This window comes from Bradyrhizobium sp. SZCCHNGR1005 (genome assembly GCF_032489995.1).
Taxonomy (GTDB): Bacteria; Pseudomonadota; Alphaproteobacteria; order Rhizobiales; family Xanthobacteraceae; genus Bradyrhizobium.
Genome location: NZ_JAUEZC010000016.1, coordinates 47,410 through 70,853 on the forward strand (window position 1 = coordinate 47,410; position 23,444 = coordinate 70,853).

Genomic DNA, 23,444 nt, shown 5'->3' on the forward strand with positions numbered 1-23,444 from the left:
CCCGGCCAAGCAAGCCGGGCTCCCTCTCCTACGCGCAAACGTAACGCCGCTGCCCTGCGTCACAGCGCCAGCGGCGGCGCTTCGATCTCCATCAGGGGCAGCTGGCCCGCGGCGCGCTGCCGGCCGAACATCAACACCGCATCAATCAGCGCATCGACGTCGCATGCTTGGGTGCGATGATTGACGATGGCTGCGCGGATCGCCAGCCTGCCGTCGAGCATCGTGCTGGACGGTGCGGCGATCCCCGCCTCCTGGATGTCGGCTACGATATCGCCGTTGAGCGCATTGGCATCCGTGGCACGATAGCGGAAGCAGACGATGTTGAGATTGACGGGCGCCAGCAGCTCGAGCTCCGGCTCGGCGCGCACCCGACCTTCGAGATATTTGGCGAGCTCACAGCTGCGCGCGATCATGGCGCCCAGCCTATCTGCACCGAATGTCTTGATCGTGAACCAGGTCTTCAGCGCGCGAAAGCCGCGCGACAGATCTGGACCGAGATCGCACGGCCACTGCGCGCCTGCGGCAAGCCCGCGCGTCTCCCGCCGCAAATAGGCCGCCGGCGCTGCGAAAGCAGCGCTGTGGCGCTCGCCGTCGCGGACCAGCAGGAAGCCCGCGTCGTAAGGCACCTGCCCCCATTTATGGAAGTCGAGCGCGATCGAATCCGCCTGCTCGATCCCGGCCAACAGCGGCGCCAGCGCCGGCGACAGGATCGCCAACGCACCGAACGCGCCGTCGACGTGAAACCACAGCTTCTCTTCGCGGCAGAGCGCGGCCACCGCGGCAAGATCGTCGATGGCGCCGATGTCGACGGTGCCGACCGACGCCACCACCAGGAACGGACGCAAGCCCGCCTTGCGATCAGCAGCAATGGCGCTGCGTAGCGCCGAAACGTCGATCCGATGGTCGCGGTCGACACCGATACAGCGCAAGGCATCGCTGCCGAAGCCAGCGATATCCATCGCTTTGCTGATGCAACCATGCGCGGCCTTCGACGTGTAGGCCTGCAGCAGCCCTCCCGTCTCTCCGATCCCATATTGCCGCACCCAGGGGCCGAGCGCAGCGCGGCGCGCCACCAGGACCGCCATCAAATTCGCCATCGAGGTGCCGGTCACGAAAAGCCCGCTCGCGCCGGGCGGGAAGCCGAACATCTCGCGCGTCCATGCAACGATCTGCCGTTCGACCTCGATCGGCATGTGGTCGCGTCCGCCGAGATTGGCATTCAGGCCCGCCGCCAGCATCTCCGCCAGCATGCCGACCGCGGATCCGCCGCCATGCACCCAGCCCATGAAGCCCGGATGCACATTGCCCGTCGCATAAGGAACGACGTAATCGGCAAATTCGCGGTAGACCTCGCCGAGCTCACACGGCGCGTGCGGGAGAGCTTCGCGAAACCGCTCACGCGCCTCCGATGGAATCGGCTGCCAGACCGGCCGCATGCGAATATTGGCGATGTAGTCGATCATGTCATCGAGCATGCGATGACCTTGCGCGCGGATCTCGTCCCAATCCTGCGGGTCCAGCGTCCGACCCTGCTGCTGCTGATGGTCCGTGTCCGGCAACGCGGTGGTCATGCAGCCTGCTCCCGCGAGGCCGCCACCCGGCGTTCGATCATGTCGAGGAAGGCTGCAAAGATCTTCCGCATCTGCGGTTCTTTGTAAGGATACACGTCAGGCTGATCCATATTGTGCACCACCGCGGTGTTGTCGGCCTCGAACACCAGGAACGAACCATCCTTGGTCTCGGCGCAATCGATGATGAAATAGTCGAGCCCAATGCGCTCGGCGATCGCCGCCAGTGCGGCGCGATGGCGCCGGCCGAAGCCGATGTCGAATGTCTGCATGAAGGTCGCCTCTTCGAGGCGCTTGGCTTCGCTCGTCGCCATGCCGGCGTTGAGATACCAGATGTCCCAGCGGCGCGCGATCGCCATGTGGCACGCATAAGGCCGACCGTCGACGAAGACGACGCGATATTTGCGGAACAGCCCGTCTTCACTTGCGTAGTCGACGAAACGCGCCACGAAGAACTCCTCCTCCGCGTGCTCGTCGAGATAGAGCGAAAGCTCGATGGGCTCATCGACCTTGGCGAGACCGACACCGGCATGCGAACCGCGCGGACGGATGATGATTGGAAAAGCGAGATCTACGGCGATCGCCGTCAGCCATTCCCGCTCTTCGGAGATCTCGATCAGTCGTTCGCGGCCGACGGCCACGGTTTCGGGAATCATGAGCCCGTCAATATCGGCGAGCAGCCGGTGCAGCTTGTCGCGATCGAGATTTGAGATCAGGCGCGGCGGATTGAGCAGCGGCCGCGGCCAACGCGCCGCGACCTGGTCGATCTGTTGCAGCGTATGCTGGCAATCCTCCGAATCCGAGGCGATAACGATAGCGAGATCATGCTCCGGCAGCGGCGACGGCAGCTCTGCCCCGGGGATGACATAGAGCGTCATCAGCTCGACGTCGGCGTCCTCGAGCAGGAATTCGATCGGCGTGTTGCTACCCATGTCGGTCGCGGCGGCGAGCGCAAGCACGCGCAGCCGCGGCGCCGTGCTCCGACACGGTACGCGATACAATTGCTGCGAGAGCAAGATATCCTGCTGGATCGCAAGTCCGGCGGATTTGTCGCCCAGCAGCTGCGCGATCAGCGCGACATCGAGTCCCTCCCCGGCCGTCGCGCTACCATCGAGCAGCTTGGCGATCAGTTCGCTCCACAGCGGCTTGAGATCCTTGCCGTCGAACGCCGCCTTGGCGAGCCTGGCGAGGCCGATGCGGTCGGCGATCTGCGAATGCGCCGATACCGCGAGCACGTCAGATACCATCACACATATCCCTGAGATCCTGGCCGCTCACGTCGGTGACGAGCAGCTCTATTTTGGCAATCACATCGGCGATACGGCCGATTTCCGCATCGATATTGACGCGGGCGGTCGTGAGATCATCGCTCCAGGTTTCAGTCACCTGCCGCGCGCCGAGGCACAGCCGCAGCAGCGCGATCGAGCCGCGCTCGGGCGTGTCCACCCGAACCGGCTGGCCGATCAGACATTGGCGGGCGGCGACATCGGCCGCGCGGCCGCTGAAGTGAGCGCTGAGATCGCGCTGGAGCGCGCGGTGGATCAGTTGAACCTCGCCGGCGCCGACCAGGCTGCCGTCGCGCTGCAGGGCAAACGGAAAGATGGTCGGCTGTCCGAACTCTTCGTCGTCGGCATCGGTCTCGGCGACTGCGAGCGGCCGCAGCATCGGCGACAGCATCAGGAGACTCTCGGTGATCATGCCGAGCTCGCGCAGCACCATGCGACGGTAGCGATCCGGCACCTGGTAATAGGCCGAGATCTCCTCAAGTGCGGCTTCCCAGCGCAGCCACTGACCGATATTCGCCCGCTCCGGAGATGCGGCGCGCAGCGCCGTCCAGCTCATCGGCCAATCGCTGCGGCTGACGTAGTCAGACAACCCCGCTGCAAGCGGACCGCGACCTTCGACCACGCATGCAAGCTGCGGCGGAACCAACATGGCGCCGCTGAAAGCAGGCCCACCGAAAAATTTGGAGCCGGTGACGAGCACAAGATAGCCGCGATCGAGATAGTGGCGGATCCGCCGGCGGCCGAGCCGCATCTGGCAGGCGTCCACCACGACCTGCACCTGCCCCGGCCAGCGCCGCACGATCTCGTCGAGGCAGGACTGATCCGGCGCACGCCAGCCGAGCTTCGATGCGTCCATGACCTGCAACAGCACGGCATGGCCGAACGCGATCGCTGTCTCCACAGCGGCGACAACCGCCGGGCCATAATCCCCGTCTGGCGCGAGGGTTGCACCGTCGAGCAGTGGCACAGCGACGCTGTCGACGGCGAGCCCCTCGATCGGCCCACCCTTCTGAACGGGCGCGCCCTGCGCCGTGGTCACGCAGAAGTGGCGGCCGCGGGCGGTGAACTGCGTTCCACTGCCCGTCTGATCCGACGCCACCACAATGGTGGTCAGCGCATCGCCGCGCAACGCCTGCGACAAGGCCAGCGCATGCAGCTGCGCATCCGTTCCCGACGGCGAGAACACGATGCCCGTCCCGACGTCGAGGCCGAGCAGCGTCTTCAATTCGCCGCGCATCTCCTCGGTACGCCGGTCGAGCGCCTCGCCGACCCCATGATGGATGGCCGCATGCATCAATCGCTCGCGCGCAAGCTCGGCGCGCGCATAGGCGCGTTCCGAGATCGAAGACGCAGTGCTCGAGGCGAAGTTCAGGATATCAGGCGAAGGTGCCGGACCGCAGCCATAGGCATTGCGGCCCCAGGGACGGTCGAGCGCGAGCCGCGCATCACCGCCGTCGATGAGCAGGTCGCCCAACAGCGCGAACAGATCGCGCAGGCTGCCTTGGCGACCGCGATCGGACCTGAATGGAGAGATTTCGGATGAAGACGCGACCGGCGCCATGATGCACGCGTCAGGCCGCATCGGCTGCGGCTGCCACTGCAGCCGGCGCAAATTGAGAGGCTACGTTGCCATGAAACACCGAAGGACCGACGTGATCGAGGCGGCTGTCGAGATCGGCCCAGATCTGGCCGCCGAGATCGGTCCAGCGCTTGCAGAAGGCGAAATCCTCGGACAGATAGGTCCCGGTGTCCGGGTCGATCATGCATTCGAACAGAGCGAACCGGTTCGGACTGCCTGCCAGCGCATCGTGAGAATGCTCGCGGAAGAACTGCAATGGCGCGTAGCCGGGATACCCGCACATCTGCTCCAGCACCTGGCGGCGGATCATCAGAAAACCGGTTCCCGCAAATCGCACGCGGGCAAAGCCGTTCACCACCACGACGTGATCGGGATTTTCAATCTCCAGCACGTAGTCGAGTGCGGCCGAGGGGACGTCGGGCCGACCGACGTCGAGCGCCCGCTTCGCCTTGTTCCAGTTCACGCGCTTGATCGGGTAGACGCCGGCGACGACGTCACCGCCCGATTCGATCAACCGAAACACCTGCTGCGGCGTGAATCCGATATCGGCATCCACGAACAGAAGATGGGTCGCAGTGGGATCGTTCAAAAACAACGTGACCAGATTGGCCCGTGCCCGCGTGATCAGCGCATCGCCGTCGCGCATGTGGACGGTCAGACTCACATTGGATGTCGCCCGCAGCTCACGCTGAAGCGCGAAGATCGAGCTGGCGTAGATGCTCGACACCTGCCCGCCGAAACAGGGGGTCGCAATCACCAGATGGATCCGCTCGCTCACGTCGGTCACGACTGCCTCCAAACGCAAAGAGACGCACTGCGACGGTTCGCCCCACGCCTGAACAAAGGCTAAACAGACGTGGTTAACGAAACCTGAATGACCGGTCTCAAAGGTACTTGACGAGCGACAGCTGCGACAACATCGAGGTCGTCTGGTAGGACGCCTGCAGATTGGTCTGCAGCTGCAGGATCTGGCTCGCCACCTCGTTCTGCGAGATGCCCTCGGTGCCGTCGATCAGGCTTTGCAGCGCCGCCTTCGACTGTGTCTGCCGGGCGCCGGCATCCTTCATCGCGGTCTGCGCATTGGCGAAGTCGGTCTGGATGTCCGAGATCGTCTGCTGCCCCGGCTGCGAACTCAGATTGGCGGCGATACGCTGCGAGAGCGCCGCGATCTGGGCGCCGGAATTGGGCGCGGTCGGCGACGCCGTGACAGCGGAATAGACTGCAGTTTGCTGGAGCGCCTGGCGGATCGCCTGCTCGTTGGCCTGGGCGCCGAATTGCACCTTCTGGGAGCCGTCGATGCGGACCGTCGAGGTCGAGCGTGCCGCACCGGGCGCATTGTTGCCGGTGTACCAGGCGACGGTGTTCGCGGCGCCTGGGGCCAGGCTGGTGGCAGTCCCAAGCGGGGAGCCCGAGACGCGCAACGGGGACGTCGCGGTCACAGTGCCGCTGAAGCCCAGCGCCTGGAATGCCGCCGCGTTCGAGCTCGATATGCTGAGATCGGGGGCGTCATTGGTGTTGATCCTGATCGCGCCGCCGCTCACGGTCGAAGCCGTCTTGGTGCCCGTGATCTGATCGACCTTGGACAGCAGAGTCTGAACGCTGTCGGTCACGTTGAGCTGATTGCCGGTGGCTCCCGACGCGACGAACGTCAGGGTGGTCCCGTTCACGGTGATGGTGTCGCCGGGCACGAAGTTGGTCGCGATCGAATCCGTCGCCGCAGCGCCGGACAGCAGGGTTGCGCCCGTGATCGGCGCCGCAGCCTTGTTGTTGACCGCGCTGCCGGTCGCCACCCCGTCGGAGAAGAAATTGTTGCCGGCCGCGACCGCCGAGGCCGCCACCAGCGACGTATTGGCGAGCGTACCGATCGCGCTGTTCATGGCCGCGTTCAGGTTCGCCGAGGTGGTGGCCGGGGTCGCGCCGATCGCAAACGTGTTGGGCTGCGCCGGCGTCGTGTTCGACGCGGTCAGCTTGATCGATTCGGTGGTGCCATCCGGCAGGTTGAACACGAAGCTGATCTGGTCACCGGGATTTGGATTGCCGGCGGTGAGATCGACCGACACCGATGGCGGCGACCCCGACGGACCGGTGACGGTGGCGTTGGTCAACGACGAGGTGACGGAGTTCAGTTTCAGCCCGAAGGGCGAGCCTGCGACATCCTCTGACAGCGTGATCGGCATCGTCGCCGGGGCCGACAGCACCAGGCGACCCATGCCGGAGGTGCCGACATCGGCCTGCAGCCGTTCGGCGATCACCTGTTTCAAGCCGGCCTGGGTGGCGGTTCCGTTCAGGATGTCGGCGGCGGATGCCACCGCCGGCTTGTCGATGGCCGAACCCGAGAAGATGTAGCGATCGCCGACCTGGGTGTTGAGCATGCCGACCATCGCCGACAGGTTCGACTGCGCGTTCTGCTGCCCGATGCTCTGGCCGGTGCTGGTCAGATTTTGCGGTGTCGCAGCCGCCGCACTTTGAATCTGTCCCGCTGTCTTCGACAGCGACTGCAGGACAGTGTTTGCCGCCTGCACGATGGTGTTGACGTGCGTTATCGTGTCGGTGAAGGCCTGGATGTTCGAAAGCTGCGACCGCGCCGCGACCGCAAATCCCTCGTCCGTACCCATTCCAGCGTAGTTGCTCGACTTCACGCCCGTCGAGAGCTGGGTCGAGAGATTGGCGAGCTGATCATTGATATTCCGCACGGAAAGCCCGAGCAGAGACGAACCGTAATTGATACTGCTGATCGACATGTGACGCGCCTTACTTGGCCTGGAGCAGGGTTTGCATCATGCTTTGCACGACCGACATGATGTGGGCGTTGGCCGCGTAGGTGTTCTGAACCTGGATCAGGTTCGACATCTCGCTGTCCATGTTGACGCCGGCCGTCGAATTGAATTTCTGCTGCAGGGTGCTGACGATCACGCTCTGCCCCTGCTTCAGCTGGGTCGCCAGCGTGGAAGCATTGCCCTGCTGGCTGATGAACTGCTGCAGATAGCTCGAGACTGTTCCCTGGAACGGCTGGGCCGCCGAACCAAGTCCGGTGGTCGGCGAATAGCTGAACTTGGCGGAGGTCAGCTGCGCGAACAGGAAATCGGGCCGGGTGGAGTCGCCGGCCGGCGTGGCCGGCGATGTTGAATAGGTCGAGAGCTTGGTCGGGTCGTTGACCAGCGCCGGATTGACGGAGATGCGCCCGGCCAACCCGGTCATCTGCGAGCCGGTCCCGGTGATCGCCCCGGTATAGAGCGCGGTGCCGCCGTCCGTGAACACCGGCAGCTGCGCATTGCCCGATGCGAGCGTCTGCACCGTCGTCGTCGCCGACGCAGCATTGACGGTCGCCTGACTGGTTCCGTCGTCGGTGACGCGCAAGGTCGAGCCGGAAGGGTTGGCAAACTGCAAATGCGCGCCGCCGAGCGCGCTGTTGAGCTGGGTCACCACCGAGGCCATGCCAAGCGAGAAGTTCACGCCCACATAGGTCGGATTGGCGCCGACCGCATTCTGCAGCGGCAAGGCGGTCGGATCGGCCACATTGACGATCTTGACCTGACGCTGGACGTTGCTGGAATCCGTGTAGGTCAGATTGATCGTGTTGCCGGGCAACACGCCCGAAGTGGGGACGTCGAAGCCCGAGGGCGGCCCGGCAACTGCGGTGCCAGCCGTGGTCTTATCCGACAACGCCGAAGACATGGTGGCCGCGAGCTGATCGACCTGGGTCTGCGCTTGAACCAACGTCTGGTCGCGCAGTTTCAGGTCGGCCGCGATCTGGCCCGAGCCGAGCAGATTGTTGGCGACGACATCGAGCGAGACGCCGTTGGAAAGCCTGAGGTTGAGCTGGCCGACACCATTCTTGGTCGGATCCGTGTTGTACAGCGAGGTCGCGTCGAGAGAACCCGGCGAAGAAAAGGTGAATTGGGAGGCGAGACCGGCGCCGACGAGCTGGATGCCCGAATTCGTGAACACGCTCACCCCGTTCGTCGAGTCGTTGACGACGCGGATGTCGACATATTTAGCCAGCGTGTTGATGGCGTTGTCCCGCTGGTCCTGCAGCGTCGCCGCAAGCGGGTCGGACGGATCGGTCCCCTGCAGCCGGCTGTTGAGGTCCGCAATCTGCGAGATTGCTGCATTGGCCTGGGTCGCCGAATTGCCGATGTCCTGATTAACATTGCTCCGCAGGGTCTGGATGCCCTTGGTGGTCGTGTTCAGGCTCTGGGCCAGCGTCTGTGCCGCCGATAGCGCCACCGACTGGGCGGACTGGCTGTTCGGGCTGTTCGACAGCGACTGCAGCGCGGTCGTAAAATTGTTCAGCGCCGTCTCCAGCGTGCCGCTGCCGCCCGGCGTGCCGTAGACGCTCTGCAACTGAGTGAGGATGTTGGCGACTTGGTTGGCATAGCCTCCGGCCGAGGTCTCGGTGCGGAGCTGGTTCTGCACGAACAGGTCGAGCTGGCGGCTGACGCCGACGGTCTGCACCGTCGAGCCGTAGCCGCCGCTGGCGACCTCGATCTGGTTGGGGGTCTGCGCGACATAGCCCGGCGTCTGCGCGTTGGCGACGTTCGACGAGATGATCGAGAGCGCCGCTTGCGTCGACCGCAGACCCGACATTGCGGTGGCGAGCGCTGAACTCAAACCCATGATGTTACCTGCCTCAAATCATGTCAGAACGCGAAAGCCCGGGGAGCGATCAGCGCAGCGTGTTCAGAAGATCCTGAACCATGCTGTTGGCCGTCGTGATCACCTTGGTGTTGGCGGAATAGGCTTGCTGGGTCACGATCAGCTTGGTGAACTGATCGGCGATGTCCGTGTTGGAGCCCTCCAGCGACGATCCTGCGATCTTGCCGGAGGCGCCGATGATCGCCTGCCCCGACTGGTCCGTCACCTCATAGGCGCCGCCGTCCAGCGCCTTCAGATAGTTGGTGCCGTTGAAATGCGAGAGCGTCACCTGGGCGAGGCTGATGGTCTGTCCGTTGGAGAAGGTGCCGACCACGATCCCGTTGTTGTTGACGGCGACCGACTGCAGCTGACCGGCGGCGTAGCCGTTCTGCTGGATCTGGTTGATGGTCGCAGCGCCCGAGGTGCTTGCATATTGGGTCAAGGCGCCCGACGAGATGTTCAGGCTGACCGTGCCGAGCGAAATGCCGTCGACCGTGATATTCGGGATGGAGATCGAGGACGTCGTCGGCGATTTCAGCGAGCCGTCGGCGGCAAAGGTGAAATTGGTGCCGGTGTTGACCCAGGCCACCGCCGAACCCGTAGCCGTGGAGTTGGTCTGGTAGAACAGATTCCAGACGTCCTTGTGTCCGGTGCCGAGCGTTGCGCTGTCGGTCTTGGCCCAGCGCAGTTGCACGTTCACCGGCGTGCCCGCCGAGTTGTAGGTGGTGACCGCGCCGCCGCTGATGGTCTCGTTGGTGAAGTTGGTGATGTCGTTGCCCACCACGATGCCGGTGCCGGGACTGGAGTTGCGGGTCAGCGTCACGGGCGAGGTGAGGCCGAGGGCCGTGAAGCCGCCAGAAGTGCTCGCGATGCTCCAATCCTCGCCGCTGCCGGAATGCAAGGTGATGGCGCCGCCCGCGACCGTCGGCTGCACGCCGGTGACGGCGCCGATCTTGGAGAGCAAGGTGCCTACGGAGTCGGTGACGTTGATCTGATTGCCGCTCGCGCCGGAGGCCACGAAGGTGAAGGTGACGACATCGCCGGCGCTGCCGGTCATGGTGATGGTGTCGCCGGGCGCGAAGTTGGTGCCGATGGAGTCAGTGGCGGCAGCGCCCGACAGCAAGGTATTTGCGGTGATCGCGGTCGCGTTCTTGTTGTTCGCCACGGTGCCGGTGACGGTTTTGTCGCTATAGAAATTGGTGCCGACCGGAAGCGGCACGTTGGACAGATCGGCCGAGTTGAGGCCGCCGGCCGCGGTCAAGGTGCCGGCGGCGGCGTTGGCGCTGGCCTGCGTCTTCGGCTGGGTCGGCAGGTTGGCGCCGTATTGAATGGCCGTCGACGCCTGGGCCGGCACGAAGTTGTTGGCGAATTTGAGAACCTGGGGCACGTTGCCGGTGGGATTGCCAGTCTTGGGATCGACGGTCATGCCCATCAGATAGTAGCCGGCGCCGTTGACTAGGTTGCCGTTGGCGTTGAGCTGGAAGTCGCCGCGACGGGTGTAGTTGGTGACGCCGGAGAACACCGGCGCGTTGTCGACCATCGAGGTCGCCTTCTGCACGGAGAAGAAGCCATCGCCGTTGATCGCCATGTTGGTGGCGACCGTGGAGGTCGAGACCGTGCCCTGGGTGGTGATCGTCGCCTGCGCATAGGCCGTGACGCCGCCGGCGTTCTGCCGGCTCGGGTTGGTCGCGTTGGGGATGAGATCTTCGAAGCTCGTGCCGATGCCCTTGTAGCCGACCGTCGAGGCATTCGCGATGTTGCCCGAGATGTTCTGCAGCGCGAAGGATTGAGACGAGAGGCCGCTGACAGCAGTGTTCAGCGCATCGAAGATACCCATACCATTGGCTCCACGTTGACCAGCGGCGGGCTCACTCCCCGACCGCATTTCGCGGGAAGCGTCGCAATCGCTGTGCCAAATATGAAACCGGCGAACTATCAGTCACTTAGCAAATCGGAACGTTAAAAAAGCAGCGCCAAAAGTGGTGAACAATTGCCGAGCCGGCAAGTCTTGCCGAGCCGGGGCGCGCCGCATCGCGCTCCGGACAGGGCTGTTTTCACAGATGCCGACGCGTCGTTCAGGTCGCAGATGGTCCTTGAACGAACGAGCCCGCAAATTCCGTCACGTTGCGGACGGGCTTGCCGGATGAAAAGTGAGCGCAAGCCCGTCCATGCAGTAGCGCAGGCCGGTCGGCTTCGGGCCGTCGTCAAAGACGTGGCCGAGATGGCCGCCGCAGCGGCGGCAATGCACTTCGCTGCGCAACATGCCGAAGGTCCGATCCTCGCGGGTCGCCACCGCGTTATCCAGCGGCTTGTAGAAGCTCGGCCATCCGGTGCCGCTCTCGAACTTGGTTTCGGACGAGAACAGCGGCAGGTCACAACCGGCGCAGGCAAAGGTGCCCTTACGATGCTCCTTCAGAAGCGGGCTGGTCCAGGGGCGCTCGGTGCCCTCCTGCCGCAGGATCTCATATTGCTCTGGCGAAAGCTGCGCGCGCCATTCGGCATCGGTCTTCTCGATCTCGAATTTCTCGGCCGCGCGCGCCGGCGTGCTGCCGCCGAACCAGCGCAGAGCAGCAAAGCCGAACAGGCCGGCGAGCGAGGTCAGCATCAGGCGACGATCGATCATTGGCGGTCTCCGTAGCGAAGAATGGCTGCCGAAGTTACGGCCGAGGTCGCCGGACGTTACATCGGGGCAAGCTCCGCCCGCTCACTTTATTGCGAGTGAGAGGACCTCACATGTCCTCGCCTTCCCCGCCCCCCATCAGGTCGGACGGCTTCGGGCGAATCGGCAAGCGCCGCGGTGCGGCGGCCCGGCGTCGCGCTTCGGCCGCTCGCGCCGCGCGTGCCCGCTCCTTGACCCGCAAGCGCTCGCGATGCCGGGCGAGACCGCCGGCGAGTGCCGAGCTGCCACGCACCCACAGGCTCACGGCGTAGCCGGCGACGCGTCCGCTGACCCCGCCGGCCCAGACCAGTTCGAATGGCGAGAACAGCCGCCAGCGGTCGTCGCCGGCCAGGATGCCGCCGGCGATCAGTTGTCCGGCCATCGCGGAGGTATTGAGGCCCTGGCGGCCGAAGCCGCTCGCCACCCACAGGCCTTTGCGCAGTTGGCCGACCTGCGGCATGCCGTGCACGGTCTGGCCCGTCGCCCCGCCAAAGGTCTCCGTGATCTCGCAGCGGCCGAGCTGCGGAAACACGCTGCGAATCCGACGCCCCACGGCCCCGGCGAAGGCGCCCGGCCGCGCCGACCAAGTGGTTTCGGGGCTGACCCACATCAGCCGGTCGCCGTCGACGATGCGGAACTGATCGATGCCGTCGAGATCGTTCACCGAGCCGCCAAAGGCGATCGCCTCGGCTAGGCCTGCGCCGAGCGGCGCCGTGATCCCGCCGTAACGCCAGACCGGCAGCAACGTATCCGACAACCGCCGCAGGGGCGCGCCGAGATGGATGTTGCCGGCCAGCACGATATGGGCGGCACGCAGCCGTGCCGATGGCGTGACGATGCGCTTGCGCACGCCAGTGGCATCGATGCTGACCACCGGCGTGTCCTCGAATATCCGCGCGCCCGCGCGCCGCGCGAGCCGCGCCAGTGCATGGACATAGCTGCGCCCGTCGAGCTGGAACGCCTTCGGATAGTGGATGCCGTGAAAATAACGGTCGGTCTTGAGCACGGAGCGAACGCGCTCGACCTGCCAGCCCTCGGCCTCGGTGGCAAAATCCTCGTTCAGCATCTGCAGGCGGCGCAGCAGAGTGTCACCGGCATCGACATTGGAGACTTCGAGCGCCCCCTCACTCAACGCAATCCCGGGCATCATGTCTTCGCTGGCATTGGCGCGGATGAACTCGGCGCCCTCCCAGGACAACGCCCAGAGCTGCCGCGCATGCTCGACACCGACGCGCTCGATCAGATCCGGCAATGGCAGTGCAAAACCGGGCATGACCGCGCCCATCAACTGGCCAGAAGCGTTCCAGCCGACATGACGGCCCTCGAGCACCACCACGCTGGCGCCCTGCCGGGCGGCGCACAAGGCGACCATCAGCCCGGCAATCCCGCCACCGACCACGCAGATGTCGGCATCGAGATCGAAGGCGAGCCGGGTCCGCCCGATGGCCCGCTCCTCGCTGATCGCGCTTGTGGAAGTCTCACTCATGGCGTTTTCTTAACCAAGCCTGCCGGCGCTTGTCACCTTGCGTCATCATCCTTTTAGTGCCGAGCAGTAGGTGAAGCATAGCCAGACCGAATAGAGACCACAGTTCATGCGCCGATTGATGCTGTTCCGCCACGCCAAGACCGAAAGGGACGCGCCATCCGGCCGCGATCAGGATCGCCGACTCGACGAGCGCGGGCATCAGGATGCCGCGAGACTCGGCGATTTCCTTGCTCGCCATCCCCCCTTCCCCGATCTGGTTCTGGTCTCGACGGCCGTGCGGGCGCGGCAGACCTGGGAGCTCGCCTGGGAAGCCATGCGGGACCGGGTCCCCGAGCCGGTCGTCGAATTGGTGCCGGAACTCTATGCCGCCGAGGTGGTGCAGCTCCTGCACAACATCCGGCTGGCCGAGGCCAGCGATCCCAAACGGCTGATGCTGGTCGGCCACAATCCCGGCATGCATGAGCTGGCGCTCGCCCTGACCGGCGGCGGCGACAAGGCGGCGCGCGAGGAGCTCGCGCACAATCTGCCGACGTCAGGACTTGCCGTCCTCGACTTCGACATCGACGACTGGACCGATGTGTCCTTCGGCCGCGGCAAACTGGTGCAATTCGTCACCCCGAAGCTCCTGAAGCAAGCGTGAGCCAATTGACAGCGCAACACCGGAGGGCGCCTAATCGATCAGCTCCTCATTGAGCATGGGAAGCAGGGAGGCGTGTGATGTTCAAATCCATCCTGGTCCCGATCGATCTCGCCGACACCGACCTTGCCAAGCCCGCGATTGCGACGGCGGCGACGCTCGCCAACACCTGGGACGGCACCGTGCGCCTGCTCAACGTGCTGCCGATGACGCCGGTGATGCTCGCCGAATATGTTCCGGCCGATTTCGACGCGCAGCAGCGCGAGGCGGCGGAAGAAGCCTTGTCGATCGTCGCGCGCGAATCCGGGCTTCCCGAAAACCGCATCTCCTACGCGGTACGTCAGGGGGGCATCTATCACGAAATCCTGGAGGAAGCGGCCGCCGTGAAGGCCGACCTCATCGTGATGACGTCACATCGCCCGGCGATGCGCACCTATTTCCTCGGCTCCAATGCCGGCCACGTCGTGCGCTACGCCAAATGCTCGGTGCTGGTGGTCAGGCATTAGAGCATGATCCGGAAAAGTGGAAAGCGGTTTTCCAAGGAGATCATGCTCAATCAAAGAGATGAGATCGTGATGCGATTCCTTCTAATCACATCACGATCTGGAACCGGTCGGGCCCTTACGGCCATTCGGCAATGAAGCCCTTGGCCTTGTACGGCGCGATCTTGTCCCATTCGGCGAGCACGCGGCGGCGGAATTCGGGATGGGTATGCCAGCGCTCGCGCGGCACGCCGAAACTGTCGATCGTGACCAGCATCTTCGTCACCTCCGGCCAGTAGCGGTGCAACGTCATCGGATAGCGCCGCGCGGTCCAGCTGTTGCCGAGACAGATCACGCTGCCGATGTTTGCGAGCCCGAGCGCGGCCTCGATCACCGGCAGCGAGAGGATCACGTTTTCGCCGGTGTTGGTGGCGCGGTGTTCCTCCAGGATCAGGTCGGCCGGAATGCCGCCGTCGACCATCGCCCGCTTGATCACGGCGCATTCGGATTCATCGCCGCCCGGCGTGACGCCGCCGCTGACGATGGCATGACGGAAATAGCCGTCGCGCCACAGCCGGCAGGCTGCCTGTGCCCGCAGGCTTTCCTCGACGCGCGTGCCGAACACGAACAGCAGATCCGCCGGCTGCAAGGGCGCTTCGATGAAATGCTGCGCGTTGATCGCGGCGATCTCGGCGGCGTCCGGCAGCCTCAGCGATCGGTCCTGCATAGATCCTGTCCTCACCTATCGCGCACAGCATGCCTCTGTTCCCTAGCCGTAGAAGTCACATTTGATTGCGTCCGATGACGTCTCGCCGGGATCACGGCAACAGCCCGGACGGAATGTCCGCGAACGTGTAGCTGCGCGGCTTGTTGCGGACGATGAAGCCGCCGACCTGCCAGGCGAACAGCGCAACGAAGCCGACAAGAAATAGCGCGCCCGACCATTCGCCTGCCAGCAAGGCGCGAACGAACAGTGCGGCGATGGCAAGCCCGAGCAATGCGACAAGCGCCAGCGCTGCAGCATACGTCGTTTGCCCGAGCCCGGCGGTCAGCACCGCCTGGCTGTGATGCGCAGCGAGTTGCGCATGCAGCGCCGTGACGAAACGGCGGTAGCCCTCGCTCTGCGGCGCGACCAGCGTCGCGGTCTGCCAGGAGGTCGAAACCAGGCTGAGCCGCGCGCCGCTGCGATGGGTGATGTCGGCGCGAAAGCGCCGTGCCTGCATCGACACCGGCCGATAGGAGAGCCGCACGGCGGCGATCTCGGCATAGGGCCAGAGCCCGGCACGTGCGCCGATGCGCCACGACACCCCCTCGTCGGTCAGCTCGAACCGATGCGCGGTCCCGATCAGCGACGCCTTGAAGGCATAACTGACCGTGGCGTCATCGTCTGCGGACGTCATTTCCTGTGCGTGAATGGATCAGCCTCACTGCTTGCACGAAGCCTGCCGCTTATCCTACACATCGCTCATGACCGAGACGACCCATTTCCCCCGACTGTTGATCCTGGCCGGCGCCATGGCTGCAGGCGTGCTGCTCGCGCTCGCCGTGCACATGATGGGCGCGCGCTATGGGCTGGATCTCGGCGGGCTGTGGCGGACGGACACCGGGGCGTTCATGCCGGCCGGCTCGGCCATCGCCTGGTGGCTGATCGCAACCGTTGCGTTCGCCGGCGGCTATTTCATCGCGAGCCTGATGCATAGTGCCGTTTCCGGAGATATCCCGAAACGAATGCAGCACTTCCTGATCGGCATCGGCGTCCTGCTCCTGATTGGCGCCGGCCAGACGCTGTCTGGACCAAGCCCGACACCTTCGATCGCGGGCGTGCTGGCCGGCATTGCCGCGCTCGGCCTCGGCGCATTGATGGCGTTTTGCGGGGCCAATTTCGCGTTACGGAAGGCGTGATCGCCTCTCCTTCGTCGCGCCTCATCGCCCATGCTGCGCCGACGCGCCCCAGCGGATCACTCCCGCGGCCGTCAAAAGCACCGCGGCAGAAATGACGAGCGACCATCGGAGCCCCGAGATGAAGGCATCCGGCTGCCCGATCAGCGCTCCGAACAAGGCCACTCCGATCACGCTGCCGGTCTGCCGCGTCGCATTCAACACGCCGGCCGCCACGCCGGACCGGGACTTCTCGACACTGCCAAGCAGGGTCGAGGTCAACGGCGGCACGAGCAGACCGAGCCCGCTGCTCACACCGATCAGCTGCAGACCGACCACCCAATAAGGCGTTCCCGGCGCAGTCCGCAGCAGCGCCAGGCAAGACAGCGCCGACAGCGTTGCACCGAGCGCGATGGTGGCGCGTGGACCGATCCGCTCGGCCAGGCGCGGCGCGGCCAGATTGACCGGGAACACGACGCCGAGCATGGGCACAAAGGCAAGCCCGGTCGCGAACGCCGACAGGTGATTGATCTCCTGGAAATACAGGCTGAACACGAAGATCAGGCCGTAGATCGAGACGTTGGCCAACAGGCCGACCAGCGCGCACAGCGCAAACAGACGGTTGCGAAACAAGATCAAGGGCAGCATCGGCTGCCGGGTGCGTGCCTCCTGCCAGACGAAGACGACGCCTGCGGCGATCGCGATGGCGAAACCCAGCAGGACGGCGCGATCGGTCCAGCCCCGTGCGCCGGCTTCGATCACGGCCGCTGCGAGCGCCCCGAGCGAAGTGATCGCCGCAACCTGCCCGGCCAGGTCGACCGAGCGGTCGGCATGGAGCGGCGTCTCCTGCGCATAGATCTTCGCGAGCCAAAGTCCCGCAAGACCAATGGGCACGTTGACAAAGAAGATGGCGCGCCAGCCGACCAGCGCGATCAAGGTGCCGCCTACGAAGGGGCCGGCAGTCAAAGCGAGGCTCGCGCCGGCGGCCCAGACTCCCACCGCACGCCCTCGTTGCTTGGCATCGGCATAAGTATGGTTCAGCAACGCAAGCGAGTTCGGAACGAGGACGGCTGCCCCCAGGCCCTGGATGCCGCGGAGCGCGATCAGGCTGATGGCGTCGGGCGCGAGGCCGCAGCCGATGGATGCGAGCGTGAACAGCGCAAATCCGCCCATGAAGATACGTCGGGCGCCGAGCCGATCGCCGAGCGCCCCCGCGGTCAGGATGAAGGCGGCAAACGCGATCGTATAGGCGTTCACCACCCATTGCAGCTCAGCCACGCCGCCCCCGAGGGCAGATCGGATGCTGGCGAGCGCGGTGTTGACGATGGTGACGTCGAGCTGGACGACGCCGAAGCCGAGACTCATGGCGGTCAATGTGAGCGCGCTCGCCAGCCGGGATGGCGGAGCTTGCCGCGCCGCGGCTAGCCGTGAGGTATCTGTTGCGAGCGATAAGCGAGTCATGCCGGCACCTCTCATCTTGAGGACGGCCTGTTAATTAGCCCTGGCGCGCACCACGATGCTTCGATATCGGTCGAACCATCGATCACATGCGCCATGGCGGCTGAAGCATGAGGACTGCCTGGCGCCAAAACGCCGCGCGGGGCGCGGCGTTTTGCCTCAGCTGAACCATTTTCGGGCGAGAGATCAGCTCGCCGCGCGCAGGTTCACCGCACCTTCGGCCAGGCTGGTCAGCTTCTTATCCGTCGCCTTCTCCTCGTCGAGCGTCTTCTGCAGGATGGTCGCGCAATCCTTGCGGCCGAGCTGCTTGGCCCAGGCGATCAGGCTGCCGTAACGGACGATTTCGTAATGCTCGGCGGCCTGCGCGGCGTTGATCAAAGCCGCGTCCAGCACGGCCTTGTCGGCAACCTCGCCGGCCACCTCCTCGGCCTCCTCAATGATCCCGTCGATGGCCGGGCAGTCGACAGCGTTGGCTTGGATGCCCTGCATCTTGAACACCTGCTCAAGCCGCTGCACGTGCGTTTTGGTTTCATCCAGGTGGGTCAGGAATCCCTGTTTCAGCCGCTGATCGCTGGCCTTGCTGGCCATCTTCGGCAGCGCTTTGACCAGCTGGTTCTCGGCGTAATAGATGTCCTGCAGCTGGTGAACGAACAGGTCGTTCATGGTTTTGATGTCTTTGGTAAACAGTCCCATTGTCTCGCCTCCTTGCGCTCGGAACGCCGTTGGCTCCCGGCCATCGTTTTCGCGCGTTCATCTGGTGGTCTGCGCTCGGCTAACCGGTGGCTTGGCCCGTTGTTCCGGCACAGCACAAACATCGGAGCGTGCCCCATTTGCGGAACTGCGCGGCGCAATCGGACGTTGGCGGCGACGTGATTGTGACAAATCCAGGGCGTCAACATTATGTGACCGACGTATGACGGGTCAGCACGTTCGAAAGCTGAAGCCGGCCTTGTCAAGGACTGCACAAGAGGCGTGTTTTGCCGTAAGGAACTCTCCGTAATGGAATTCCCGCCCGCCATCGAGTAATGGTTTCGCCCCTCTTCACATCTGTGGTGCCGCCCCGCCGGGAGGATGAATGCAGCGTCTGCTGACTGCGCTCGGGCGCGGTTTCAAGAAATGGATCGGCTGGAAGCGGCTTGGAATCGCAGCAAGCTTCGCCATCATCGCCTTCGCGGTGACCACCCTGGTGCGCACGCTCCGGGGGGTCGACGGCGGCGTGATCCTGACCGCCTTGGCCGACATCCCTCCCGGACACATCGCGCTCGCCGCACTCTGCGTCGTCGGTGCGTTTTGTACCCTGACCTTCTACGATTTCTTCGCCCTGCGGACGATCGGCAAGAAGCACGTGCCCTACCGGATCGCAGCGCTGTCATCCTTCACGAGCTATTCGATCGGCCACAATATCGGCGCGACCGTCTTCACCGGTGGCGCCATTCGCTTCCGGATCTACTCCGACTATGGACTGAGCGCGATCGACGTCGCCAAGATCTGCTTTCTGTCCGGGCTGACCTTCTGGCTCGGTAATATCTTCGTGCTCGGCATCGGCATGATCTTGCACCCGTCCGCCGCCTCCACGATGGACCAGTTGCCGGAGGCGGTGAACCGACTGATCGGCGTCGGGCTCGTTCTGGCGATTTTCGCCTATCTCGGCTGGCTCGCGACCGGCAAGGACCGCCGCAAGCTCGGCCAGAACGGCTGGAAAGTCGTGCTGCCCTCGACCCGGCTGACCTTTGTGCAGATCCTGATCGGCGTGGTCGATCTCGGCTTCTGTGCGCTGGCCATGTATCTGTTGGTGCCCTCCGACCCGCCGATCGATTTCATGTCGCTCTCGGTGGTTTTCATCCTGGCCACCTTGCTGGGTTTCGCCAGCCATGCGCCGGGCAGCATCGGCGTGTTCGACGCGGCGATGCTGGTGGCGCTGCCGCAGTTCGGGCGCGAGCAGCTGCTCGCCACGCTGCTGGTGTTCCGCGTCCTCTATTTCGTCATCCCGTTCGCCACGGCAATCTCGATCATGGGGTTCCGGGAACTCTGGATGAATGTCGTGCAGCCCTGGCAGGAACGGCGCAAGCTCAACGACGTATCCCGCCGCCATGTCACGCCGCCTCAAGCCACGGCAACTCCTGCGCCGGCCCCGCTGCCGCAGCGGCTGAAACAGCACTCGCGGCGCTGATCCGACGCGATGTCGGCGCAGCACCGAGCTGAGGCATGGCTGACTTGTCCCAGGCAATCGGCTTGATCTGACAGGCGGCCCTCTTATTTCCGCCGCATCTTTGCCGTGAAACGTCGCGCCATGATCCCAGATTCCCTTCGCCTGCTGCTGGCGGCCGCATTGCTCGCGCCCGCGCTCTCCGTGATTCCGACCTCGCCGGTCGGCGCCCAGATCACCGCCACCCCGATGCAGATCAGCTGGGAGGTGCGCAACCGTTTCCGCCTGTTCCGCGAGGAGCGCGACTTCCTGCTTCACGTGGACGCTGCGCGCGACCGCAGCATCCTCGCCGCCGAGCAAGGCCTCGAACTGCAGAGCGACGGCCGCGGCTGGGCTCGCAACATCGTCAACCGGCTCTGCATCGATCTGCAGGGCCGCGTCAACGAGCCCTGCACCCGCGACAATGTGAAGGAGAGCTATCTCACCCCGATCGATCACCCGATCACGGTGCGGCTCACCGGCGCGGTCCCGGTCGGCGCCACCTGCGCCTGGTCGTTCGACGATGGTGACGGCCCGCAAAGCTCGACCTTCGACTGTGCCGAGCCGGTCAACCTGCGTGTCCGCTATGGCCGTCAGACCGTCGCCACGGTCGACGTCTCCAGCGCGGACGGCAGCCAGCGGGTATCCGCCGGCATCCAGGTGCGCGACATCTTCATCGCCGGTCTCGGCGACAGCATCGCCTCGGGAGAGGGCAATCCCGACCGCGCGATCGCGCTGGCCGACGAAGGCTTCTGCTTCCGCTCCTATCTCGGCGGCGCGACCGGGCAATATTACCGGCCGAGCCGCGCCGGCTTCAAAGGCGGCCGTGCCTGCGAAGCGCCGGATACGCTGCAGAACTGGCAGCGCCACAGCGCCGTCTGGTTCAATGCAGCCTGCCATCGCTCGCTCTACAGCTATCAGACCCGCACGGCGCTCGCGCTCGCGGTGCGCTATCCGCACATCGCGGTCACTTATCTGCCGCTCGCCTGCACTGGTGCCACCATTGCCGACGGCCTGTTCGGCAGCCAGCGGGCGCGCGAATGCCCGCCCGGCCGCTCGATCGCGACGTGCCAGAGCAGCGTCAACGGCCAGCTTTCCGAATTGCGCGAGGCACTCACGGCGGCCAAGCGGCGCCAGCCGGATCGCCGGCTCGACCTCGTGCTGCTGTCGATCGGCGCCAACGACATCAACTTCTCCGGTCTCGTGTCCGACGTCATCGTGGACACGCCGACCGAGCGCACCCTGTTCAAGCGCATCGGCCTGATCGGCTCGGTGGAGGATTCCCGCGCCGAGCTTGCGCGCGACCTGCCGCAGGGCTTCGCCAAGTTGCGCGAGGCCCTCAAGCCCTTGGTCAGCGACCTCTCGCATGTGATCTACACGTCCTATGGCAATCCGGCGCTCGCCAGTGGCGGTGCGCCCTGCCCTGGCGGGCGGGCGGGGTTCGACATCCACCCCGCTTTCTCCGCCGATCCGCAGCGGCTCGCCAATGTCACCGCCTTTGTCGAGAACGAGTTCCTGCCGACCCTGAAGGCACTGGCGCAGTGCCAGGGCGGCGTGCTGTGCCGCGATCCGCGCAGCGACCGCATGACCTTTGTCGATGCGCATCAGGCTGCGTTCGCCGACCACGGTTTTTGCGCGCGCGCCGCGAGCGATCCCGTATTCGACCGCGACTGCTTCTCTGCCAAGGGCGACAGCTTCGATCCCGACATCGTCAATGCCGCCAATGACCCCTTGCGCTGCGGCCGCGGCGCCAGCGAGTACCGGGCCTATCTGCCGCGGGCACGCTGGATCCGCGATGCCAATGACAGCTATTTTGCCGCGATGACCTATCCGCAAGGCTTGCCGGCAGCGATGCAGCCCTCCGATATCCACGATGCGACCTGGGGTGTGCTGTCGGCGGTCTATGGCGGCGCGGTACACCCGTCCGCCGAAGGGCACGCGGCGATGGCGGATGCGGCCTTTCCGGCCGCAGCCCAGGTGCTCAGCCTGGACGCCGCCGAGCCCGACATCAGCGGCGAGCCGCTGCCGCCCGCAAGCGCAGTGCAGCAATAGGCCAAGATCGATCCGAACGCGCTTTCCAAGCCGCGTGAGCGCGGCTTACACTTGACATGCGCGCGACCTATACGCGCGCGGCACAACTAACAAGTTGGCCCAACAAGATCGTCAAGGGAGAAACGCATGCTTCGGTTCGATGCCTGTTCGCCGCCGCTTGCCATGTTGGCCGCGGCCACGACCCTCTGCCTGACCGCGCCTGTATACGCGCAGTCCGGCGATCCTATCAAGATCGGCGTGATCGCCGAAGTGCAGGCGATCGCCGGTGCCGCCACGCCCGGCGGCGCGCAGATCGCGGCCGATGAGATCAACGCCAAAGGCGGCGTGCTCGGGCGCAAGATCGAGATCGTCACCTACGACGACCACTCATCGTCGGCAGATGCCGTGCGCGCCTTCCAGCGCGCCGCCAATGAGGACAAGGTGTCGGCCGTAATCGCCAGCTACATCAGCGAGGTGGTGCTGGCCTTGGAGCCCTGGGCCGCGCGGCTGAAGCTGCCCCTGATCACCCCGGGCGCGGCCTCCAACGAGATCACCAAGGCGATCCACAACGACTATGAGAAAAACAAATACACCTTTCACGGCTACCTGACCTCGGCGGCGCAGGCCCAGCTGGTCTGCGATGCGGCCAAGGACCTGCTGGCCGATCAGCTCAAGTTCAAGACCGCCGCGATCATGAGCGAGGACGCGGCCTGGACCAAGCCGCTGGACGTCGGCTACGAGGCGTGCCTGCCCAAGGCCGGGCTGAAGGTGGTCGAGCACATCCGCTTCTCGCCCGACACCACCGACTTCACGCCGATCTTCAACAATATGGAGGCCAAGAAGCCGGACGTGATCGTCACCGGCATCTCCCACGTCGGCGTACAGCCCACCGTGCAGTGGAAGAACCAACAGGTGCCGGTGCCGATGTTCGGCATCAGCGCGCAGGCGCTCAGCCCGACCTTCTGGAACGATACCAACGGCGCGGCCGAAGGTATTCCGTCGCTGGCCGTCGCGACGCCGGAGGTCGCGGTGACGCCGAAGACCAAGCCGTTCGCGCAGGCCTTCAAGGCCAAGTTCGGCACGCCGCCCGCCTATACCGGCTACACCGGATACGACGACGTTTACATCATCGCGGAAGCGATTAAGCGCGCTGGCTCGACCGATCCGGACAAGATGGTCGCCGAGCTCGAGAAGACGAACTACGAAGGCACGATCGGCCGCCTCGCCTTCTACGGCAAGGACGACGAGTTCACCCACGGGCTCAAGTCGGGTCCCGGCTACATCACCGGTCTCGTCTTCCAATGGCAGAGCGGCAAGCAGGTCACCGTGTGGCCGCCGGCGATCGCGGAAGGGAAACTGAAGTTTCCGGACTTCGTGAAGCTGTCGCAGTAGGGCCGGAGTTGGATCCGCTCTCGGATCTGTATTTGGCTATCTTTACTGCGTCACAAGTACCGTCATTCCGGGACAGCCCGTCAAGGCTGAACCCGGCGACTGTCTTAGCTGTCAAGCGATTGCTGGGTATATCGGGTGTTGTTTTTGACCATGGTGTTTGCGGTGACC

The 23,444-nt window shown here is 64.9% G+C and carries 19 protein-coding genes; 6 read left to right on the forward strand and 13 right to left on the reverse strand.

Annotation, left to right across the window (positions count from 1 at the left end):
• Positions 1-59: 59 nt before the first annotated feature.
• The 9 genes from QXZ85_RS33060 to QXZ85_RS33100 all read right to left on the reverse strand — a co-directional run bounded on the left by QXZ85_RS33060 (position 60) and on the right by QXZ85_RS33100 (position 13,213).
• Positions 60-1,571 carry an aspartate aminotransferase family protein gene (locus QXZ85_RS33060; protein WP_315768064.1) on the reverse strand — a complete coding sequence of 504 codons (1,512 nt, stop codon included), beginning with the start codon at positions 1,569-1,571 and terminating at the stop codon, positions 60-62.
• Positions 1,568-2,815: a hypothetical protein gene (locus QXZ85_RS33065; protein WP_315768065.1), complete on the reverse strand. Its 1,248-nt coding sequence runs from the start codon at positions 2,813-2,815 to the stop codon at positions 1,568-1,570. Before QXZ85_RS33065 ends, QXZ85_RS33060 begins: the two co-directional genes overlap by 4 nt.
• Entirely contained in the window at positions 2,805-4,436 is a 1,632-nt protein-coding gene (locus QXZ85_RS33070) for a hypothetical protein (protein WP_315707134.1), read from the reverse strand. The genes QXZ85_RS33065 and QXZ85_RS33070 overlap by 11 nt, the downstream gene beginning before the upstream one ends.
• Positions 4,426-5,211, reverse strand: a complete 786-nt coding sequence (locus QXZ85_RS33075; protein WP_315727988.1) for a hypothetical protein — start codon at positions 5,209-5,211, stop codon at positions 4,426-4,428. Before QXZ85_RS33075 ends, QXZ85_RS33070 begins: the two co-directional genes overlap by 11 nt.
• A gap of 106 nt (positions 5,212-5,317) precedes the next feature.
• Positions 5,318-7,174, reverse strand: coding sequence for a flagellar protein (locus QXZ85_RS33080; protein ID WP_315768067.1), 1,857 nt, complete (start codon positions 7,172-7,174; stop codon positions 5,318-5,320).
• Positions 7,175-7,184: 10 nt separating this feature from the next.
• Positions 7,185-9,050, reverse strand: a complete 1,866-nt coding sequence (gene flgK / locus QXZ85_RS33085) for a flagellar hook-associated protein FlgK (RefSeq protein WP_315768068.1) — start codon at positions 9,048-9,050, stop codon at positions 7,185-7,187.
• A gap of 49 nt (positions 9,051-9,099) precedes the next feature.
• Positions 9,100-10,905: a flagellar hook-basal body complex protein gene (locus tag QXZ85_RS33090; protein ID WP_315707131.1), complete on the reverse strand. Its 1,806-nt coding sequence runs from the start codon at positions 10,903-10,905 to the stop codon at positions 9,100-9,102.
• A 282-nt stretch (positions 10,906-11,187) separates the two neighbouring features.
• The gene (gene msrB, locus QXZ85_RS33095) at positions 11,188-11,691 is read right to left on the reverse strand and encodes a peptide-methionine (R)-S-oxide reductase MsrB (RefSeq protein ID WP_315707130.1); all 504 of its coding nucleotides are present in this window, start codon (positions 11,689-11,691) and stop codon (positions 11,188-11,190) included.
• A 106-nt stretch (positions 11,692-11,797) separates the two neighbouring features.
• Complete coding sequence (locus tag QXZ85_RS33100; RefSeq protein WP_316175632.1) at positions 11,798-13,213, reverse strand: FAD-binding oxidoreductase; 1,416 nt, start codon at positions 13,211-13,213, stop codon at positions 11,798-11,800.
• A 106-nt stretch (positions 13,214-13,319) separates the two neighbouring features.
• Between QXZ85_RS33100 and QXZ85_RS33105 the strand changes: the two genes are divergently transcribed.
• Positions 13,320-13,853: a histidine phosphatase family protein gene (locus tag QXZ85_RS33105; RefSeq protein WP_315707128.1), complete on the forward strand. Its 534-nt coding sequence runs from the start codon at positions 13,320-13,322 to the stop codon at positions 13,851-13,853.
• Positions 13,854-13,930: 77 nt separating this feature from the next.
• Positions 13,931-14,356: a universal stress protein gene (locus QXZ85_RS33110; protein ID WP_315707127.1), complete on the forward strand. Its 426-nt coding sequence runs from the start codon at positions 13,931-13,933 to the stop codon at positions 14,354-14,356.
• A gap of 115 nt (positions 14,357-14,471) precedes the next feature.
• Here QXZ85_RS33110 and QXZ85_RS33115 read toward each other — a convergent pair whose 3' ends face one another.
• Both QXZ85_RS33115 and QXZ85_RS33120 read right to left on the reverse strand, forming a co-directional pair.
• Entirely contained in the window at positions 14,472-15,059 is a 588-nt protein-coding gene (locus QXZ85_RS33115; protein ID WP_315727801.1) for a YdcF family protein, read from the reverse strand.
• A gap of 91 nt (positions 15,060-15,150) precedes the next feature.
• Positions 15,151-15,732 carry a hypothetical protein gene (locus QXZ85_RS33120; RefSeq protein WP_315806311.1) on the reverse strand — a complete coding sequence of 194 codons (582 nt, stop codon included), beginning with the start codon at positions 15,730-15,732 and terminating at the stop codon, positions 15,151-15,153.
• 67 nt (positions 15,733-15,799) lie between these two features.
• Between QXZ85_RS33120 and QXZ85_RS33125 the strand changes: the two genes are divergently transcribed.
• Positions 15,800-16,234 (forward strand): hypothetical protein, encoded by a 435-nt coding sequence (locus QXZ85_RS33125; protein ID WP_315707124.1) that lies wholly within the window; start codon positions 15,800-15,802, stop codon positions 16,232-16,234.
• Positions 16,235-16,255: 21 nt separating this feature from the next.
• Here the strand turns inward: QXZ85_RS33125 and QXZ85_RS33130 are convergent, their stop codons facing one another.
• Positions 16,256-17,671, reverse strand: coding sequence for an MFS transporter (locus QXZ85_RS33130; RefSeq protein ID WP_316175634.1), 1,416 nt, complete (start codon positions 17,669-17,671; stop codon positions 16,256-16,258).
• 183 nt (positions 17,672-17,854) lie between these two features.
• Positions 17,855-18,361 carry a ferritin-like domain-containing protein gene (locus tag QXZ85_RS33135; protein ID WP_315763573.1) on the reverse strand — a complete coding sequence of 169 codons (507 nt, stop codon included), beginning with the start codon at positions 18,359-18,361 and terminating at the stop codon, positions 17,855-17,857.
• A 382-nt stretch (positions 18,362-18,743) separates the two neighbouring features.
• Here QXZ85_RS33135 and QXZ85_RS33140 point away from each other — a divergent pair, with 382 nt between their 5' ends.
• The 3 genes from QXZ85_RS33140 to QXZ85_RS33150 all read left to right on the forward strand — a co-directional run bounded on the left by QXZ85_RS33140 (position 18,744) and on the right by QXZ85_RS33150 (position 23,276).
• The gene (locus tag QXZ85_RS33140) at positions 18,744-19,838 is read left to right on the forward strand and encodes a YbhN family protein (RefSeq protein ID WP_315707122.1); all 1,095 of its coding nucleotides are present in this window, start codon (positions 18,744-18,746) and stop codon (positions 19,836-19,838) included.
• Between the two features lie 120 nt (positions 19,839-19,958).
• Positions 19,959-21,905: a hypothetical protein gene (locus tag QXZ85_RS33145; RefSeq protein ID WP_316175636.1), complete on the forward strand. Its 1,947-nt coding sequence runs from the start codon at positions 19,959-19,961 to the stop codon at positions 21,903-21,905.
• A gap of 126 nt (positions 21,906-22,031) precedes the next feature.
• A complete protein-coding gene (locus QXZ85_RS33150; RefSeq protein ID WP_315727791.1) occupies positions 22,032-23,276 on the forward strand; it encodes an ABC transporter substrate-binding protein in 1,245 nt (414 codons plus the stop codon).
• The last annotated feature ends 168 nt before the right edge of the window (positions 23,277-23,444 follow it).

Bases quoted from the DNA above. Each gene is read 5' to 3' on its own strand.
- QXZ85_RS33060 (WP_315768064.1), bottom strand. From the start codon at position 1,571: ATGACCACCGCGTTGCCGGACACGGACCATCAGCAGCAGCAGGGTCGG.
- QXZ85_RS33120 (WP_315806311.1), bottom strand. From the start codon at position 15,732: ATGACGTCCGCAGACGATGACGCCACGGTCAGTTATGCCTTCAAGGCG.
- QXZ85_RS33100 (WP_316175632.1), bottom strand. From the start codon at position 13,213: ATGAGTGAGACTTCCACAAGCGCGATCAGCGAGGAGCGGGCCATCGGG.
- QXZ85_RS33070 (WP_315707134.1), bottom strand. From the start codon at position 4,436: ATGCGGCCTGACGCGTGCATCATGGCGCCGGTCGCGTCTTCATCCGAA.
- QXZ85_RS33115 (WP_315727801.1), bottom strand. From the start codon at position 15,059: ATGCAGGACCGATCGCTGAGGCTGCCGGACGCCGCCGAGATCGCCGCG.
- QXZ85_RS33110 (WP_315707127.1), top strand. From the start codon at position 13,931: ATGTTCAAATCCATCCTGGTCCCGATCGATCTCGCCGACACCGACCTT.
- QXZ85_RS33140 (WP_315707122.1), top strand. From the start codon at position 18,744: ATGCAGCGTCTGCTGACTGCGCTCGGGCGCGGTTTCAAGAAATGGATC.
- QXZ85_RS33150 (WP_315727791.1), top strand. From the start codon at position 22,032: ATGCTTCGGTTCGATGCCTGTTCGCCGCCGCTTGCCATGTTGGCCGCG.
- QXZ85_RS33125 (WP_315707124.1), top strand. From the start codon at position 15,800: ATGACCGAGACGACCCATTTCCCCCGACTGTTGATCCTGGCCGGCGCC.
- QXZ85_RS33130 (WP_316175634.1), bottom strand. From the start codon at position 17,671: ATGACTCGCTTATCGCTCGCAACAGATACCTCACGGCTAGCCGCGGCG.
- QXZ85_RS33135 (WP_315763573.1), bottom strand. From the start codon at position 18,361: ATGGGACTGTTTACCAAAGACATCAAAACCATGAACGACCTGTTCGTT.
- msrB (WP_315707130.1), bottom strand. From the start codon at position 11,691: ATGATCGATCGTCGCCTGATGCTGACCTCGCTCGCCGGCCTGTTCGGC.
- QXZ85_RS33065 (WP_315768065.1), bottom strand. From the start codon at position 2,815: ATGGTATCTGACGTGCTCGCGGTATCGGCGCATTCGCAGATCGCCGAC.
- flgK (WP_315768068.1), bottom strand. From the start codon at position 9,050: ATGGGTTTGAGTTCAGCGCTCGCCACCGCAATGTCGGGTCTGCGGTCG.
- QXZ85_RS33145 (WP_316175636.1), top strand. From the start codon at position 19,959: ATGATCCCAGATTCCCTTCGCCTGCTGCTGGCGGCCGCATTGCTCGCG.
- QXZ85_RS33090 (WP_315707131.1), bottom strand. From the start codon at position 10,905: ATGGGTATCTTCGATGCGCTGAACACTGCTGTCAGCGGCCTCTCGTCT.
- QXZ85_RS33080 (WP_315768067.1), bottom strand. From the start codon at position 7,174: ATGTCGATCAGCAGTATCAATTACGGTTCGTCTCTGCTCGGGCTTTCC.
- QXZ85_RS33105 (WP_315707128.1), top strand. From the start codon at position 13,320: ATGCGCCGATTGATGCTGTTCCGCCACGCCAAGACCGAAAGGGACGCG.